Here is a 16,955-nt window from a genome sequence, read left to right on the forward strand (position 1 = left end):
GCGTGGGCCGTGGTTGTCTGCCCCGAGGGAGGTCCGCATGATCAGGTGGGACGAATGTTGCGATGTGCTGGTGATCGGGTCGGGGGCCGGCGGCATGACCGCCGCCCTGCGTGCCCATGACCTGGGCCTCGATACGCTGGTGATCGAGAAGAGCGAGCAGTACGGTGGTACGTCGGCTGTGTCCGGCGGCGGTATCTGGATTCCCGACAACCACCGCATCCGCGTCCTGGGCGGTGAAGACTGCCCGGCCGAGGCGGTGGCCTACCTCAAGGCGGCCACTCACGGCGAGATCGACGATGGGCGGATCGAGGCCTATGTCGAGCATGCCAGGCACATGGTCGAGTACCTCGAACGCGACACCCGCGTGCGCTTCGAAGCCCAGGCCCAGTACACCGACTACTACCCCGACCTGCCGGGCGGCAAGCCCGGCTACCGCTCCATGGACCCGCTGCCGTTCGACGCCGCCGCCCTGGGCGAGGAGTTCCTGCGCATGCGCGCGCCATCGCCCGGCACCCTGATGATGGGCCGCATGGCCATGACCATGAAGGAAGCTCGGGTGCTGCTGTGCCGCGGCAAGGGCTGGCTGGGCCTGACTGCCAAGGTGCTGTGGCGCTACTGGCGTGACCGGGAAGGGCGCAAGCTGTCGCGGCGTGACCGCTTCCTGACCCTGGGCAACGCCTTGGTCGGTGCCCTGCGCTGCTCCCTGCTCGACCGTGGTGTGCCGCTGTGGCTGAACTGCCCGCTCGAGCAATTGCTGATCGTCGGTGAACGTATCGGCGGTGCCCGCGTGCTGCGTGACGGGCAATGGCTCAACATCAAGGCCCGCCAAGGTGTGATCATCGCCGCCGGTGGGTTCGAGCGTAACCAGGCGATGCGCTCGCAGTATCACCCGCAACCCTCCCAGGCCCAGTGGAGCGCAACGCCACCGTGCAACACCGGCGATGGCATCCGCGCCGCCCAGGCCGTAGGGGCGGGTACGGCACTGATGGGGCATAGCTGGTGGGCGCCTACGGTGCAGGTGCCGGGCGAGGAAAAACAGCGCGCGCTGTTCATCGAGCGCAACCTGCCTGGCTGCATTCTGGTCGATTCGGCCGGCGAGCGTTTCGTCAACGAAGGGGCGCCCTACAGCGACATCGTCTACGCCATGTACCGGCACAATCGCGAAGGCGCCACCAGCGTGCCGTGCTGGCTGGTGTTCGATGCCGACTACCGGCGCAAGTACCCCTGCGGCCCGTTGCTGCCAGGTTATGCCCAACCCGACTGGCGCCTGCCCGAGCACCTGCGCAAGGTGTTGTACAAGGCCGACGACCTCGGTGCCCTGGCGGCGCTGATCGGGGTCGACGGTGCGGGCCTTGGCCGCACCGTGGCGCGCTTCAACGCCATGGCTGCCTGTGGCCGCGACGATGACTTCGGCAAGGGCGAGTCGCTGTTCGACCGCTACTACGGCGACCCCGGCGTGCAACCCAACCCGTGCCTGGCGCCGCTGCACAAGGCGCCGTTCTACGCGGTGCGGGTGGATGCCGGTGACATCGGCACCAAGGGCGGCCTGCTCACCAACGCCCATGCCCAGGTGCTGCACGAGGATGGCAAGCCGATCCTGGGCCTGTATGCCATCGGCAACAGCGCCGCGTCGATGATGGGTCGCACCTACCCTGGGGCCGGTGCCACCTTGGGCCCTGCCATGACCTTTGGTTACCTGGCGGCCGAGCATATCCGCGCCGACAGCCAACAACGCCAGGGGCCATCGACCCTGGCCCTCACCGGGAGGTAAGCATGCAGACAGATACGCCACAGATTGCCCTGGTAACCGGCGCCAGCCGAGGGGTCGGGCGCGGTATCGCCCTGGCCCTGGGCGAGGCCGGCATGACCGTGTATGTCACCGGAAGGCTGCAAGGGCAGGGCGGTTCGACCCTGTATGGCCAGGCGCTGGAAGGCGACTTGCAGGGCACCGCCGCCGCCATCGACGCGGCCGGCGGGCGTGGTATCGCCGTGGCCTGCGATCACGGTGACGATGAGCAAGTCCGCGCGCTGTTCGCGCGCATCGACCGCGAATGCGGGAAGCTGGACCTGCTGGTGAACAACGTCGCCCATATCCACGACCAGTTGATCGAGCCGGGCCCGTTCTGGGAAAAGCCCCTGTCGCTGGTGCGCATCCTCGATGTCGGCCTGCGCTCGGCCTATGTCGCCAGCTACCACGCGGCGCCCCTGCTGCTGCGCAGCGGGCGCGCGCTGGTGTGCTTCACTTCGTCGTTCGGTGCTGGCTGCTACATGCATGGCCCGGCCTATGGTGCGCAGAAGGCCGGCAGCGACAAGCTGGCGGCGGACATGGCCATCGACTTCGAGGGGAGAGGGGTCGCCGCGGTGTCGCTGTGGCTGGGCCCGCAACTGACCGAACGCACGCGCATCGCCGGCGAGCAGCATGGCGAGCAGTACCGGGCGTTCCTGGAAAATGCCGAGACGCCGCAGTTCAACGGGCGCGTGATTCATGCCTTGCTCAACGATCCGCAATTGGCCGACTACAGCGGGCAGACGCTGATCACCGCCGAGATCGCCCCGCGCTATGGCATCACCGAGGCGGGCGGACGTCAGCCGCCATCGCACCGGGCCATGCTGGGTGAGCCACGCCAGCAGCATCCTGCTCGAGTCATCTGACCGGGCTTTGTGGCCTTATCGCCGGCAAGCCGGCTCCCACCTGGCCTGCGCTGTTTTCAGAGCCTGTGGGAGCCGGCTTGCCGGCGATTGAGCCAGGGCAAAAAAATCAAGACAGTTGCTCCCACCTGTCCTGCGCTGCTGTTGTAGATACCGTTGAACCTGTGGGAGCCGGCTTGCCGGCGATAGCGTCAGTACAAACACCGTTAGATCGGGGCGCGAAGCGCCCCCAGCCATTCACGCCAGTTCGCGCAACACCTGCTTGGCCACCTTCCCGGTGGCATTGAGCGGCATGCTGTCGAGTACCCGAACCCGCCGCGGTACCTTGTAGTTGGCCATTTGCTCGCGGCACCAAGCCAGGAATACCGCCTCGTCGATACGCTGCCCCGGCACCGGCAACAGAAACGCCATGGCCACCTCGCCCAGGCGCTCGTCGGCAATCCCGATCACCGCCGCCTGGGCCACGCCCGGGTAGCGCACCAGCGTCTGCTCGATCTCCGCGGGGTACACGTTGAACCCACCGGTGATGAACATGTCCTTCAAGCGATCGGTGATGCGCAGGTAGCCGCCTTCATCGAGCACACCCACATCCCCGGTATGCAACCACCCCTGGGCGTCGATCGCCTCGGCGGTGGCCTTCGGGTCGTCCAGGTAGCCGCGCATCAGGTTGTAGCCGCGTACCAGCACCTCGCCCGGCTGGTTGGCCGGCACCGGTTGCCCCTGCGAGTCGACGCAGCGCACTTCCACGTCCGGCATGGCCCGCCCGCAGGTAGTGGCCACCCGCTCGGCGCTGTCGCCGGCACGGCAGATGGTGACGAAGCCACAGGCCTCGGTCAGGCCATAGGCGGTGACGATGGTGGCGAAGCCCAGCTCGCTGCCCATGCGCCGGATCATCTCCACCGGGATCGATGCCGCGCCGGTCACGGCGATACGCAGGGACCCCAGGTCATAGTCGCCGCGCCGGGGGTGGGCCAGCAGCGACTGGTACAAGGTAGGCGGGCCGGGCAGCACGTTGATGCGTTCGCGCTGGATGCAGTCGAGCAGGGCCTGGGTGTCGAACACCTGCTGCGGCAGGAGGGTGCACCCGCGCATCAGCGCTGCCACCCAGCCGGCCTTGTAGCCAAAGGAATGGAAGAACGGGTTGACGATCAGGTAGCGGTCCCCGGCCTGCAGCCCGACGATCGCGCTCCAGTCGCGCACCACCTGCAAGTTCTGGCCATGGCTGCTCATCACGCCCTTGGGCTTGCCCGAGGTGCCGGAGGTGAACAGCAGGTCCGACAGGGTATCGCCGTTCACCTGCTGTTCACGCTCGGTCAGCTGGGCCTCGCTCACCTGGTCCGCCAGGGCGAGGAAGTCGTCCCAGGCCAGGCCATCGGCCACCTCGCCCTGGGGACGCAGGTGGATCACCTGGCGCAGCGCGGGCAGCGCCTGGTCGGCGAGCGAGGCCGGATAGTCGGTGTCGAGGAAGCGGCTGATGCAGAACAGTACGCACGTGCCGCTGTCACGCAGCACCTGGGCCGCCTCGGCGCCTTTCATGCGGGTATTGAGCGGCACCAGGGTGGCGCCGACACTGTGCAGGGCACCGGCGGCAACGATCCATTCCCAAAGGTTGGGCGCCCACACCGCCACCCGCGCCGCCACCGGCACGTCCAGGGCCAGCAGGGCGCGCGCCGCCTGGCGGCGCAGCTGGTCCAGGCGCTGGTAGCTGATGGGCGGGCCGGCGTCTTCGATGGCCGGGCGCTCGCCATAGGCCTGGGCGGCCAGGGCGAACAGTTGCGGGAAGGTCTGGGCGTTTTCCACGGACGGCATGTGGCCTCCTCAGGCAGAGGATCGATGAGCGAAGGGGAGGGCCGGGCACCGGGCCCGGCCGAGTGGATCAGGCGCTGGGCGGGGCGAAGCGGCGGCCGGCGGAGAAGCCGCCATCCACGGCGATCATCTGCCCGCTGACGAACGATGCTTCGTCCGAGGCCAGGAACAGCGCGACATTGGCCACCTCTTCAGGCTGGCCGGAGCGGCTGAGCATGTGCTGCGAGGCGAAGAAGTCATGGAATGCCTGCTGTTCGCGCACCATGCTGGTCATCGGCGTTTCGATCAGGCCGGGGCACAGGCCGTTGACGCGGATGTTGGCGTGGCCATAGTCGATGGCCATGCTGCGGGTCAGCTGATTGATACCGCCCTTGGAGACGTTGTAGGCGACGTTGCCGTCGCAGCCCTGCAGGCCGAAGATCGAGCCGATATTGATGATCGAGCCGCTGCGTTGGGCCTGCATCTGCCCCAGCGCATGCTTGCTGGTGAGCATGCTGCCGGTCAGGTTGATGTCCAGCACCCGCTGCCAGTCGGCGGTGCTGGCGCTGGTGACGCTGCCCTGGCTGGCGACGCCGGCGGCATTGACCAACACGTCGAGGCGGCCGAAGCGCTGGATGACTTCGCTCATCACCTGCTGTACCTGCTCTTCGTTGCGGACATCCAGGGTCATGAACAGGCCGGGGAAGTCCGCTGGCGGCTGGCCGACATCCAGCCCGACCACCTGGGCGCCTTCGGCGCTGAAACGACGCACGCAGGCCAGGCCGATGCCCGACGCACCGCCGGTGACCACCGCGACCTTGTTTTGCAAACGAGCCATATTCGAGCCTCTGTCTTTTATTGTTGTGGAGCTGTTGCTGTGGCGAGTCTACCTGTAATGCAGAACAGGCAGGATCGTCTGTAGGGACTAGGCCCGGCCGCACTGGTCCAATCGTGGGACAAGCCCCACAGTTTCAACGCGCCCTCTGTAGGAGCGGGCTTGCCCCGCGATTGGGCTGCAAAGCAGCCCCGCTCGACCTCAAGCCGGAAACTTCAAGCGTACCCGCGCCCCTTGCGGATGCCCCTGGCACGCCAAGGTCCACCCGGCCTCCAACTCCGCCTTGCTGAGCACATCGTTACGCGAAAGCTGCGTCTGGCCTTCCTCCACCGTGCACATGCAGGCTCCGCAGAACCCTTCCTCGCACGAGAATGGCACATCCAGCCCGGCCGCCTTGCAGCTTTGCAGCAGCGTATCCCCTGGGCGTGGCACGATCTCGTGGGTCGCGCCATCGATTTCCACCACCAGCAGCTCGCACTCTGCACCCTCGACCTGTACCGGCACGGCTTCCTGGCTGTCCGGGTCGGGCGGTGAGACGAAGCGCTCCACATGGATGGCGTCACGCGCTTCGCCCAAGGCCAGCAGGGTACCTTCCACGGTATCCATGAATGGCCCCGGCCCGCAGATGAAGTAGTCCGCGCCGCGCCAGTGGCGTACCAGCTGGCGCACCTGGGCGGCATCGACGAAGCCCTGCACCGAGTCCAGCACATGCACCACCTGCAACTGTTCCGGGTGCGCCTTGGCAAGCGCGCGCAGCTCGTCGCGGAAGATCACCGAGGCTTCGTCGCGGTTGGCATACACCAGCAGCACCGGGCGCTGCCCGCTGTGCAGCACGGCCTTGAGCAAGGAGAACACCGGCGTGATGCCGGAGCCCCCGCCGAACAGCACCAGGGGCCGGCTGGCGTCGGTGGCCTGACGCGGGTCGATGCAGAAGTGCCCGGCCGGCGGCAGCACTTCGAGCCAGTCGCCGACTTGCACGTGCTGGTTCATCCAGTTGGACACCCGGCCACCCTCGACCCGCTTGATGGTCACCTTGGGCCGGGTGTCGGTCCAGGGCGAGCTGGACATCGAGTAGCAGCGGGTCAAGCGCTTGCCGTCCACCGTCACCCGAAAGCTCAGGAACTGCCCCGGTTTGTAGGCGAAGCGCCCACGCAGCGCCTCAGGTACGTCGAACACCAGCGAGCGTGCGTCGGCGGTCTCGTCGATCACCGCGCACACCTGCAGGCGCAAGTCGCTGGCAGGGGATGCGCTGGCCTGGGCCTGGTCTGCAGCAGCCTGGATGTTCATGTCAGATGCCACTGATCAGTTGCGCGTTGTCCACCCGCAGCTCCGCGCCGTTGACGAAACGGGACTCGTCGCTGGCCAGGAACAGCACCACGTTGGCGATGTCGCGCGGGGCGCACATACGGTTCATCGGGTCTTGGTCGAGCAACGCCTGGGGAATCGGCTGGCCGCCGGCCAGGGCCTGGGTCATCGGCGTGTTGACGCCATCGGGGTGCACGCTGTTGCAGCGGATGCGGTAGCCCTGCTGCTTGCAGTGCAAGGCGATGGAGCGGGTCATGGCCGCTACCGCGCCCTTGGAGGCAGAGTAGGCGCAGAACATCGGCATGGCGCCCAGGGCTGCGACCGACGACATGTTGATGATCGAGCCGCCACCGGTCTTCTTCATGGCCTCGATGGCGTACTTGCACCCCAGGAAATAGCCCTCGCCGTTGACCTTCTGCACCTTCTGCCACAGCTCCAGGCTGGTGTCCTCGATGGTGCCGGTGGCCAGGATGGCGGCGTTGTTGACCAACACATCGAGGCGACCGAAATGCGCCAGGGTGGTGGCGATCACCTGCTGCCAATCGCTTTCGCTGGCGATGTCGTGGCGAATGAACAGCGCGTTCTCGCCGATCTCGGCAGCGGCCTGGCGGCCGGCTTGCTCGTTCAGGTCGGTGAGCACCACCCGGGCGCCCTCGCTGGCCAGCAGCAGGGCATCTTCGCGACCAATGCCGCTGGCGGCGCCGGTGACCAGGCAGACCTTGCCTTCTACACGTTGCATGGTTGTTCTCCTTGTGAGGCTCGGTGGCCGGCGGCCAGGCCGGCCACGTGGGCCGCGGCGCGCCGGCCGGAAAAGACGCAATCGGCCAGGGACAGGCCGGAAACGTAGAGGTTGGAAGCCACGCTCACGGCGCAGCGGCCGGCCGCGTACAGGCCCTCGATGGCTTGGTCTTGCGCGTCGAGTACCTGGCCGCTCTGCTCGCACACCCGCAACCCGCCCAGGGTCAGGGTCGGGCAGGGGTACAGGCGGCTGTCGTAGGACAGGTCCAGGCAATACCAGGGTCCTTGGTCCAGATCATGGAGCATGGCCGGTGACTTGCCGTGCGGGTCGGCGATTTCGCCGCGCGCGGCGCGGTTGTAGGCGTCGACGCTGCGGCGCAGGGCCTCGACCGGCAGCCGGCAGCGCTGGGCCAGCTGCTCGAGGGTATTGCCACGGCGGCAGTTGAACAGCAGGTTGAGCAGTACCGGCAGGCGCTGGAACGACCACACCTTGCCTGGCCCGACCTGCTGCAGCGCCTGGTTGCGCAAGCTGCGATCGAGGATCAGCAAGGCGCGGCCGTCCTGCTCCTCGACCATGGCGTGGCCCAGGGTGGCGCCGTACAGCTCTTCGTTGCAGTAGCGCTCGCCCCGAGCATTGACGATCAGCCCGCGAGCCCAGGCCAGCGGCGGGTTGATGAAGCGCCAGGCACTGACCTTGTCCATGCGTCCCAGGCTGCCGCCGGCGCTGCGGCCCAGCTCGATGCCGCTGCCGTCGCAGCCACTGCTGCCCAGGGGCAGGCCGTCGAGGTAGCGCGGCGCATGCTCGCCGAGCAGTTGGCGGTTGAACACGAAGCCGCCGCTGGCCAGCAGCACGCCGTGGTCGGCACGCACCAGCAGGGGCAGGGCGTGTCGCTGTTCGATGCGGTGCATGCGTGCCCGCAACCGCGCGGACACCGCCGGGGCGTACATATGTACCGCCGCGGCCCAGCGCGTCAGGCGGGCATGCAGGCGTGCGGCGTGGCTGCCTGCTGGCAGTTGCCAGGCTTCGACGCCCAGCACCTGGCCTTTCCGGTCGACCACCAGGCGCCGCACCTGGCACTGGGTACGTACGCGTACGCCGCGGCGCCGCGCGCTGTCGGCCAAGGCACGGAACAGGGCCGAGCCGGACATGCCGGTGCCCTTGGTTCGATGGCCGCGGGGAGCCGGGGCGGCCTCTACGGCGTAGGCCGGTACTGCCTCGTTGCCTGAGTAGTACAAGTAGTAGCTGTCGCTGGGGTAGGAGGTCTTGTGCGGCGCCATGCTGCCTTCGAACACCGCGCCCTGGCGCTCCAGCCAGGCCAACTGCTCCAGGCTGCCATCGCAGAACGTACGCAGGGTCTGTTCGCTCACCGCATCGCCGACTTCCTTGAGCAGGTAGTCGAACATCGCCTCGCTGCTGTCCGGGTAACCGGCCTGCAGCTGTTGCGGTGTGCCACCGCCGGCATACACCACGCCGCCGCTCAAGGCAGTGGCGCCACCGCCGGCGAAGCGCTCCAGGGCTAGCACCGAAAGGCCACGGCTGGCGGCCTCGATGGCGGCGCTGGCCCCGGCCCCGCCGAAGCCCACCACCACCAGGTCGGCGCGTTGCTGCCATTGCAACTGCTCGGCGCTGTCGACGCGAAGCGGTGCCTGCACCGCCTGCTCGCTCATGCTTGCGCCTCAGCTGGCACTGGCCGCGAGGGGCACAGGCTTGGCGGTGGTGGTGTAATGCCCGTCCAGGTACACCAGCGGGGTGATGGTCGGCGTGGTGTGGATGCGCAGGATGCGGCCGATGAAGACGGTGTGGGTGCCATAGGCGAACTGGCCGTCCTGGCGGCAGAGGATCGACGACTGGGCGTCGGCCAGGTAAGGGATGCCTTCGTCGCTGGTCAGCCATTGGCCTTGGCCGAAGCGGGCTTCACCCTTGATGCTGCCGCTGCACAGGTGCGCCAGGTGCTGCTGCTCCAGGCCCAGGATGTTCACGCAGAAGCTCGCGCCGGCGGCCAGCGCCGCGTGGGGCGATGCGCTCTGGTTGACGCAGATCAGCAGTGACGGCGGCTCGGTGCTCAGCGAGTCCACCGCGGTGGCGGCCATGGCGAAACGCTGGCTGCCGTCGCTGGTGCTGATGATGGTCACCGACTTGGCCAGGCGGCGCATGGCCTGGAGCATGTCGGCTTTCAAATTATTGTTGTCGTTCATCGCACGCCCTCGGTTTGGCTGTTTCAGTGCGATGGATTCTTGCAAGGGGGGCAAGCCCCAACATCGTCCAACGGGACTAGTCGATGCAGGCCGCGCATGGTCCGTTTGAGGGATGCCGCGCCCGATTCACCTTGTTGCAATGCCCACGGTGGAGGCACAGCGCCTCTCTCGCACGCCCCGGGGAACGGGGCGACCAGAGGAGAACAAGAAGATGAATCAAGACCTCATGCGTCAACAGTTGCGCCAGCGCGCCCGTGAGCTGGTGCCCGTGCTGCGCGAGCGCGCCGAACAGGCCGCGCAGATGGGCCGCTTGCCGGAGGAGACCATCGCCGACTTCCACGAGGCGGGCTTCTTCCGCATCCTCCAACCGGCCCGTTGGCAGGGGCTGGAGCTCGAGCCGAAGGACTTCTTCGAGGTGCAGATGATCCTCGCCGAAGGCTGCATGTCGTCGGCCTGGGTACTGGGCGTGGTGGCCATCCACAACTGGCAGCTGGCGCTGTTCGACGACCGCGCCGCGCAGGATGTCTGGGGGCAGGACACCAGCGTACTGATCTCCTCTTCCTATATGCCAGTGGGCAAGGTCGAGCGGGTGGAGGGCGGTTTCCGCCTGAGCGGGCGCTGGGGCTTTTCCTCGGGCAGCAAGCATTGCCAATGGGCCTTCCTCGGCGCCATGGTGCCGCCGGCCGAACCGGGCGGTGCGCCAGACTACCGCACCTTCCTGGTGCCGCGTGCCGACTACCAGATCATCGACAACTGGAACGTGATGGGCCTGGAGGCCACCGGCTCCCATGACGTGCTGGTCGAGGATGCCTTCGTGCCCGAGTACCGCACCCACCGCGCCGTCGATGGCTTCATGCAGAACAGTCCGGGCAATGCGGTCAACACCTCGCCGCTTTATCGCCTGCCGTTCGGGCAGATCTTCGTGCGCGCGGTGTCGTCGTCGGCCATCGGCGCCTTGCAGGGGGCGGTGGACCACTTCATCGCCCACAACAAGGCGCGGGTGGCGGTCAATGATGGTCGCAAGGTGCTCCAGGACCCGGCCGCGCAAAGCGCCCTGGCCAACGCCATGGTCTGTGTCGACGAATGCCGCACCGTGCTGTTGCGCAACTTCGAGCTGATGCTCGACAACGCCCGCAGCGGCACGCCGCTGGACATGCAACTGCGGGTGAAGATGCGCTACGACTCGGCGCTGGTGGCCGACCGCTGCGCCAAGGCAGTGGCTGAGCTGATGTTCAACAGTGGCGCCTCGACCATCTTCCGTGGCCACCCGATCAACCGGGCGTTCCGCGACATCCATACCGGTCGTGCCCACGTGGCCAACAGCCCGGCCAAGTATGCCTGGAACCTCGGTGGCGTGAGCATGGGCCAGGACACCACGGACTTCTTCCTCTAGGCCGCAGCCTGCTCACCGAAACCGGCTAGTCCGTTTTAGGGATTCGAGCCCACCTGCGATGCCTGAGGATGTGACCAAGGCCGGCGCTTGCCGGCCAACGTCCACAGAACAACAAGGAACGCACATGAAATTCTCGCTGATTTACGAAGCCCAGACGATCGATGCCAGCCGCGAGGGTGACCGCAAGATTTTCGATGACACCGTCGAGCAGGCGGTGTTGGCCGACAAGCTGGGCTTCGACACCTTCTGGTGCGTGGAGCACACCGCGTTGACCAACTACTCGCACATGTCTGCCCCGGAAACCATGCTGGCCTTCGTCGCCGGCAAGACCGAGCGCATCGGCATCGGCCATGGTGTGGTGTGCCTGCCACCGGCGATGAACCACCCGGTCAAGGTGGCCGAGCGCATCGCCACTCTCGACCTGCTGTCCAAGGGCCGCGTGCATTTCGGCGTGGGCAAGGGCGGCACCCAGCAGGAGGCCGGCACCTTCGGCTACGACCTGGCGACCCTGCAGCCGCAGATCGACGAAGCCATGTACCTGATTCCGAAGATGTTCGTGCAGGACGAGATCGAGCACCACGGCGACTTCGTCAAGATCCCCAAGCGGCCGATCCACCCCAAGCCGTACCAGGACCCGCACCCACCGATGTACCTGGCCTGCACCAACACCGATTCGTTGAAGAACGCTGGCGGGCGTGGCATGGGCGCGCTGGTGCTGGGCTTCGGTGGCCCTGAGGAGATTGCCAAAAAGGTCGAGGTGTATCACCAGGCCTTCGACAACCGCGATACCCGCAACCAGGTGGGCTTCCGCCCCAACCGCCACATCGCCGCGCTGTGCCCGGCCATCGTGCTGGACGACAACGAAACCGCGCGCCGCATCGGCATCCGTGGCCAGCGCTATTTCATGGAGTCGCTGGGCTACTGGTACGGCGGCGGTGAGCGCCCGGACCCGGAGAAGTGGAAGGACGACACCTACGTCGACGGCAACGGACAGGCGGTGATCAAGTCGCGCTTCGCCTCCGAGGAAGTGCGCGTCGATTTCTCCGACCCGACCATGGCGATGATGAACCCCAACCACGCCTACGGCACCGTCGAGGATTGCATCGGTTACGTGCAGCGCCTGATCGATGCCGGCGCCGACGAGATCCTGTTCATCTGCCAGATGGGCACCGTGCCGCAGTGGGCCCAGCTGGAGACCCTGCGCAACATCGGCGAGAAGGTCATTCCGCATTTCCGCAACAAGCAATAAGCCCCAGGGGCGCTTTGCGCCCCAATCGCGGGACAAGCCCGCTCCTACAGGGACCTGCGTCACCCCTGCGGGAGCGGGCTTGTCCCGCGATTGGGCTGCATGGCAACCCCTCGGCCGGTAGTCCTATTGGACGATGACGCTCCACCGCCAACTGGCTTGAATACGACCATCCAAGAGCCCCAGCGGCTCGTGACAAGAACAACATGAGGAGATCGTGCATGGATATCCGTGGCCTGGGTTACGTAACCGTACGTTCCACCGACCTCGCGCAGTGGCGCCACTACGCCAGCCAGGTGCTGGGCATGATGGTGGTCGAGGACGAAAGCGGCGAACGCCTGTTCCTGAAGATGGACGAGCGCCCGTACCGCATCCTGGTGCAGCACAGCGCCCAGGACGGTTTCGGCGCTTGCGGCTGGGAAGTGGCCGGTCAGGCCGCTTTCGACCAGGCCGTGGCCGAACTGCACGCTGCTGGTGTGGCCGTGGAGCCGGGCAGTGCCGAACAGGCTGCGCTGCGCCAGGTGCAGGCGCTGGCCCTGTTCGCCGACCCCGATGGCAATCGCCACGAGCTGTACTGGGGTCCGCGCCAGGACTTCGCCCGCTTCGTGTCCCCGGTGGGCGTGCGCGGCTTCGTCAGCGATGCCCTGGGCATGGGCCATGTGGTGCTGCCGGCACCGACCTTCGACCGTTGCCGCGACTTCTACGAACAGGTGATGGGCTTCGGCCTGTCGGACCTGATGAAAGTGCGTTTCACCCCGGATCCTGCCGAGCCGGAAAAGCGCATCCACTTCATGCACTGCAATAACGGCCGCCACCATTCGCTGGCGATCTTCGAATGCCCGGTGCCCAGTGGCTGCGTGCACATGATGGTCGAGGTCGATGGCCTGGAGGACGTGGGTCGCGCCCTGGACCGCATGCACGCCAATGGCGTGAAGCTCTCGGCCACCCTGGGCCAGCACACCAATGACCAGATGATTTCCTTCTACATGAAGACCCCCTCCGGGTTCGACCTGGAGTACGGCTGCGACGGCCTGGTGGTGGACTGGAGCCGCCATACACCGTTCGAGAGCACGGTGGTCAGCCAATGGGGCCACGACTTCAGTGTCGGCCGCCAGTGAGGACAGTACCCATGGATAAACAGATGACCACGGCCCAGATGGTCGCCCAGCTGCGCGACGGCATGACCATCGGTATCGGCGGCTGGGGCCCGCGCCGCAAGCCCATGGCGCTGGTGCGCGAGATCCTGCGCTCGGACCTCAAGGACCTCACCGTCGTCGCCTACGGTGGTGCCGATGTCGGCCTGCTGTGCGCTGCCGGCAAGGTGAAGAAACTGATCTTCGCCTTCGTCTCCCTCGACTTCATCCCCCTCGAGCCGTACTTCCGCAAGGCACGCCAGGACGGGGCCATCGAGGTCATGGAAATCGATGAAGGCATGCTGCTGCTGGGCCTGCGCGCCGCCGCCATGAACGTACCGTTCATCCCCACCGCGGTGGGCCTGGGCACCGACGTGCTGCGCCATAACCCGGAGATCAAGCTGATCGCCTCGCCCTACGCCGATGGTCGCGACTGGGTCGCGATGCCTGCGCTCAAGCTCGACGCTGCCCTGGTGCACGTCGACCGCGCCGATGCACGTGGCATCTGCCAGATCGCCGGCCCTGACCACTACATGGACGACCTGTTCGTGCGGGCCGCGGCACACACCTTCGTCACCTGCGACGAGCTGGTCGACAGCGCGTGGTTCCACGCCGACCCGGCCCGTGCCCACCAGGTGTTCTGGGAGCGCAACCTGACCACCGCCGTGGCCAATGTGCCCGGCGGCGCGCACCCCTCTTCCTGCGCACCGCTGTACGGCTTCGATGTGCCGCACTTCAAGGCCTACGTGGCCTCGGCGCAGAGCGAAGAGGGCTGGCAGGCCTATGTCGAGCAGTACGTGGCCTGTTCCCACACCCAGTACCTGGAGCGTTGCGGGGGCCTCGAGGCCATCCGTCGACTGCCCCTGCCGGTTTTCTAAGCGAGGAACGCCATGACCCCTGCAACCTCCTACAGCCTCGCCGAATTGATGATCTGCGCCGCCGCCCAGGCCTGGCGCGACGACGGCGAAGTCCTGGCCACTGGTATCGGCGTGATCCCACGCCTGGCCGCCTCCCTGAGCATGCTCGACAACAACCCGCAGCTGATGATGACCGACTCGGAAGCCTACATGGTCGCCGAGCCGGTGCCGGTCGGCCCGCGCAACGGCTATGAGCCCAAGCGCGACAGCTGGATGGGCTTCTCGCGCATCTTCGACAACGTCTGGAGCGGCAAGCGCCACGCCATGATCGGCCCGATCCAGGTCGACCGCTTCGGCCAGGCCAACATTTCCTGCATCGGCGGCGACTACCACAAGCCCAAGGCGCAGATGCTCGGCGTGCGCGGCCTGCCGGGTAACTCCATCAGCCATGCCAACTCGTTCTACGTGCCCAGCCACAACCGCCGGGTATTCGTCGAGGGCGAGTGCGACGTGGTCGCCTCGGTGGGCTACAACCCCGCGCGCCTGGCCCGTGGCTGGTCGCTGGACGACATCGACATCCGCCTGATCGTCACCGACCTGTGCGTGCTCGACTTCCTCGGGCCGCAACACCAGGTGCGGGTGCGCTCCTTGCACCCGGGCGTGAGCCTGGACGAGGTGCGCGACAACACAGGCTTTGCCCTGCACGTGCCCGAGCATTGCCCGGTGACCACGGCGCCCACCGAGGCGCAGCTGCAGCTGATCCAGCAGCTGGACCCGCACAACCTGCGTGCCAGCCAGCTCAAGGACAACCCACCGGGCCAGCGCCAGGCGCGCTGACAGCCCGTACCCGCCAACCGCCTTGCCGGAGTGCAGTAATGAGCGAGCAAAACAACAAAGAGGCCGATGAGGTGGTGCTGTACGAAGTGCGTGGCGCGGTGGCCCTGGTCACCATGAACCGCCCCGAGTACCACAACGCCCAGAACTCGCGGATGACCTACGCCCTGGACGCCGCCTTCGCCCGCGCCTGCGCCGATGACCAGGTCAAGGTCATCGTCCTGTGCGGCGCTGGCAAGCACTTTTCCGCCGGCCATGACATCGGTACGCCCGGGCGCGACGTGGACCAGAGCTTCGAGCGCGTGAGCCTGTGGTACGACCATGTCGGCAAGCCGGGCGGCGAGTTCCTCTACGCCCGCGAGCAGGAGGTGTACCTGGGCATGTGTCGGCGCTGGCGGGACATCCCCAAGCCGACCATCGCCATGGTCCAGGGCGCCTGCATCGCCGGTGGCCTGATGCTGGCGTGGGTGTGCGACCTGATCGTGGCCAGCGACGATGCCTACTTCCGCGACCCGGTGGTGCGCATGGGGATTCCGGGCGTGGAATATTTCGCCCACGTGCATGAACTCAACCCACGTATCGCCAAGGAATTCCTGTTCCTCGGCGCACCGATGCCGGCGGCGCGTGCCTACCAGATGGGCATGCTCAACCGCGTGGTGCCGCGCGAGCAGCTGGAGGTGCAAACCCTGGAGCTGGCCGCGCAGGTCGCCCAGATGCCGCGCCTGGGCCTGCAGTTGAGCAAGCAGGCGGTCAACAACGCCGAGGACCTGATGGGCAAGCGCGCCACCATGGACATGGTGTTCGGCCTGCACCACTTCGCCCATGCCCACAACGAACTGGTGTCGGGCGACCGCCTGGGTGGTTACGACGCCAAGGCCATGGCCAGCTCCCAGCGCGACCAGGGGAGGGCATGAGCATGGCCGTGTCGCTCGATACCCGCCTGACCGCCTTGCTCGGGTGCCGCTATCCGATCGTCCAGACCGCCATGGGCTGGGTCGCCGACCCGCGCCTGGTGGCGGCCACCTGCAATGCCGGCGGCTTTGGCTTCCTCGCCGGGGCGACCATCGAACCGCAGCAGATGGAGGCCGCGATCCTCGAAACCAAGTGCCTGACCGACCGCCCGTTCGGGGTCAACTTCCACATGTACCAGGCCAACGCCCAACAGATCGTCGAACTGGTGGTACGCCATCAGGTGCGCGCGGTCAGCTACAGCCGTTCGCCGGGCAAGCAGATGATCGCTCGGCTCAAGGACGCCGGCGTGGTCTGCATGCCCACCGTGGGCGCCCTCAAGCACGCGCAGAAGGCCGTGGAGATGGGCGCCGACGTGGTGACCGTGCAGGGCGGCGAGGGCGGCGGCCATACCGGCGCCGTGCCCACCGCCATGCTGCTGGGCCAGGTGCTCGATGCCGTCGAGGTGCCGGTGGTGGCCGCCGGTGGTTTCAAGGATGGCCGCGGGCTGGTATCGGCCCTGGCCCAGGGTGCCGACGGCATCGCCATGGGCACGCGCTTTCTGATGACCGCCGACAGTCCGGTGCCCCAGGCCACCCTGGCGCGCTACCTGGCGGTCGAGGACCCGGCGGCGGTGATCGTCAGCCGGGCCATCGATGGCCTGCCGCAACGCATGATCCGCAACGAGCTGCTCGATGAGCTCGAGTCCGGCAGCGGCCTGCGCCGCTGGCTGCTGGCCGTGCGCAGCGGGCTGGCCTACCGCCGCCACACCGGCCTTGGCCTGGGCCAGTTGCTCGGCAGCGCCCTGAAGATGCGCCGCGACGGTGGGCTCAGCGCCGCCCAGAGCCTGATGGCCGCCAACGCGCCGATGGTCATCCAGAAGGCCATGGTCGAAGGCCGCCCGGCCGAGGGCGTGCTGCCGGCCGGCCAAGTGGCCGCGGGCATCGACAGCCTGCCGGGGTGCGCCGAACTGATCGCGCAGATCGTCCAGGACGCCGAGCAGCGCCTGGGCGCGCTGTGCTGCCGAATTTCGTAA

15 protein-coding genes are annotated in these 16,955 nt (G+C 67.2%); 9 read left to right on the plus strand and 6 right to left on the minus strand.

The genetic code is table 11. The features are described from left to right. Positions 1-37 precede the first annotated feature (37 nt). Both ACXHGZ_RS08530 and ACXHGZ_RS08535 read left to right on the plus strand, forming a co-directional pair. On the plus strand, positions 38-1,771 hold the full coding sequence (locus ACXHGZ_RS08530) for an FAD-binding protein (protein ID WP_480463315.1): 1,734 nt from the start codon (positions 38-40) through the stop codon (positions 1,769-1,771). Between the two features lie 2 nt (positions 1,772-1,773). Next, a complete protein-coding gene (locus tag ACXHGZ_RS08535) occupies positions 1,774-2,652 on the plus strand; it encodes an SDR family NAD(P)-dependent oxidoreductase (RefSeq protein ID WP_465002105.1) in 879 nt (292 codons plus the stop codon). Positions 2,653-2,886: 234 nt separating this feature from the next. On the opposite strand, the gene ACXHGZ_RS08540 is transcribed toward ACXHGZ_RS08535, so the two are convergent. From ACXHGZ_RS08540 to ACXHGZ_RS08565, 6 genes are all read right to left on the minus strand, one after another. After that, on the minus strand, positions 2,887-4,458 hold the full coding sequence (locus tag ACXHGZ_RS08540; protein WP_480463317.1) for a FadD3 family acyl-CoA ligase: 1,572 nt from the start codon (positions 4,456-4,458) through the stop codon (positions 2,887-2,889). Between the two features lie 67 nt (positions 4,459-4,525). Beyond that, a complete protein-coding gene (locus tag ACXHGZ_RS08545) occupies positions 4,526-5,272 on the minus strand; it encodes an SDR family NAD(P)-dependent oxidoreductase (RefSeq protein WP_480463318.1) in 747 nt (248 codons plus the stop codon). A 198-nt stretch (positions 5,273-5,470) separates the two neighbouring features. Beyond that, a complete protein-coding gene (locus ACXHGZ_RS08550) occupies positions 5,471-6,556 on the minus strand; it encodes a 2Fe-2S iron-sulfur cluster-binding protein (RefSeq protein ID WP_480463319.1) in 1,086 nt (361 codons plus the stop codon). 1 nt (position 6,557) lies between these two features. Beyond that, positions 6,558-7,313 (minus strand): glucose 1-dehydrogenase, encoded by a 756-nt coding sequence (locus ACXHGZ_RS08555; RefSeq protein ID WP_224458921.1) that lies wholly within the window; start codon positions 7,311-7,313, stop codon positions 6,558-6,560. Continuing rightward, complete coding sequence (locus tag ACXHGZ_RS08560; protein WP_480463320.1) at positions 7,301-8,980, minus strand: FAD-binding protein; 1,680 nt, start codon at positions 8,978-8,980, stop codon at positions 7,301-7,303. The genes ACXHGZ_RS08555 and ACXHGZ_RS08560 overlap by 13 nt, the downstream gene beginning before the upstream one ends. Before the next feature lie 9 nt (positions 8,981-8,989). After that, positions 8,990-9,508: a flavin reductase family protein gene (locus tag ACXHGZ_RS08565; RefSeq protein WP_224458923.1), complete on the minus strand. Its 519-nt coding sequence runs from the start codon at positions 9,506-9,508 to the stop codon at positions 8,990-8,992. Positions 9,509-9,719: 211 nt separating this feature from the next. Between ACXHGZ_RS08565 and ACXHGZ_RS08570 the strand changes: the two genes are divergently transcribed. The 7 genes from ACXHGZ_RS08570 (at position 9,720) to ACXHGZ_RS08600 (ending at position 16,955) form a co-directional block, all read left to right on the plus strand. Beyond that, positions 9,720-10,901, plus strand: coding sequence for a flavin-dependent monooxygenase (locus ACXHGZ_RS08570; protein WP_480463322.1), 1,182 nt, complete (start codon positions 9,720-9,722; stop codon positions 10,899-10,901). A 124-nt stretch (positions 10,902-11,025) separates the two neighbouring features. Then, positions 11,026-12,150: an LLM class flavin-dependent oxidoreductase gene (locus tag ACXHGZ_RS08575; RefSeq protein ID WP_480463324.1), complete on the plus strand. Its 1,125-nt coding sequence runs from the start codon at positions 11,026-11,028 to the stop codon at positions 12,148-12,150. Between the two features lie 218 nt (positions 12,151-12,368). Then, positions 12,369-13,265, plus strand: a complete 897-nt coding sequence (locus ACXHGZ_RS08580) for a VOC family protein (RefSeq protein ID WP_480463325.1) — start codon at positions 12,369-12,371, stop codon at positions 13,263-13,265. Between the two features lie 11 nt (positions 13,266-13,276). Next, entirely contained in the window at positions 13,277-14,158 is an 882-nt protein-coding gene (locus ACXHGZ_RS08585) for a CoA transferase subunit A (protein WP_224458926.1), read from the plus strand. Between the two features lie 12 nt (positions 14,159-14,170). After that, positions 14,171-14,974 (plus strand): CoA-transferase subunit beta, encoded by an 804-nt coding sequence (locus ACXHGZ_RS08590; protein ID WP_480463327.1) that lies wholly within the window; start codon positions 14,171-14,173, stop codon positions 14,972-14,974. Positions 14,975-15,012: 38 nt separating this feature from the next. Next, on the plus strand, positions 15,013-15,885 hold the full coding sequence (locus tag ACXHGZ_RS08595; RefSeq protein WP_480463329.1) for an enoyl-CoA hydratase: 873 nt from the start codon (positions 15,013-15,015) through the stop codon (positions 15,883-15,885). Between the two features lie 2 nt (positions 15,886-15,887). Continuing rightward, positions 15,888-16,955, plus strand: coding sequence for an NAD(P)H-dependent flavin oxidoreductase (locus tag ACXHGZ_RS08600; protein WP_480464015.1), 1,068 nt, complete (start codon positions 15,888-15,890; stop codon positions 16,953-16,955).

The sequence above is a fragment of the Pseudomonas shiyinii genome, from assembly GCF_056725765.1.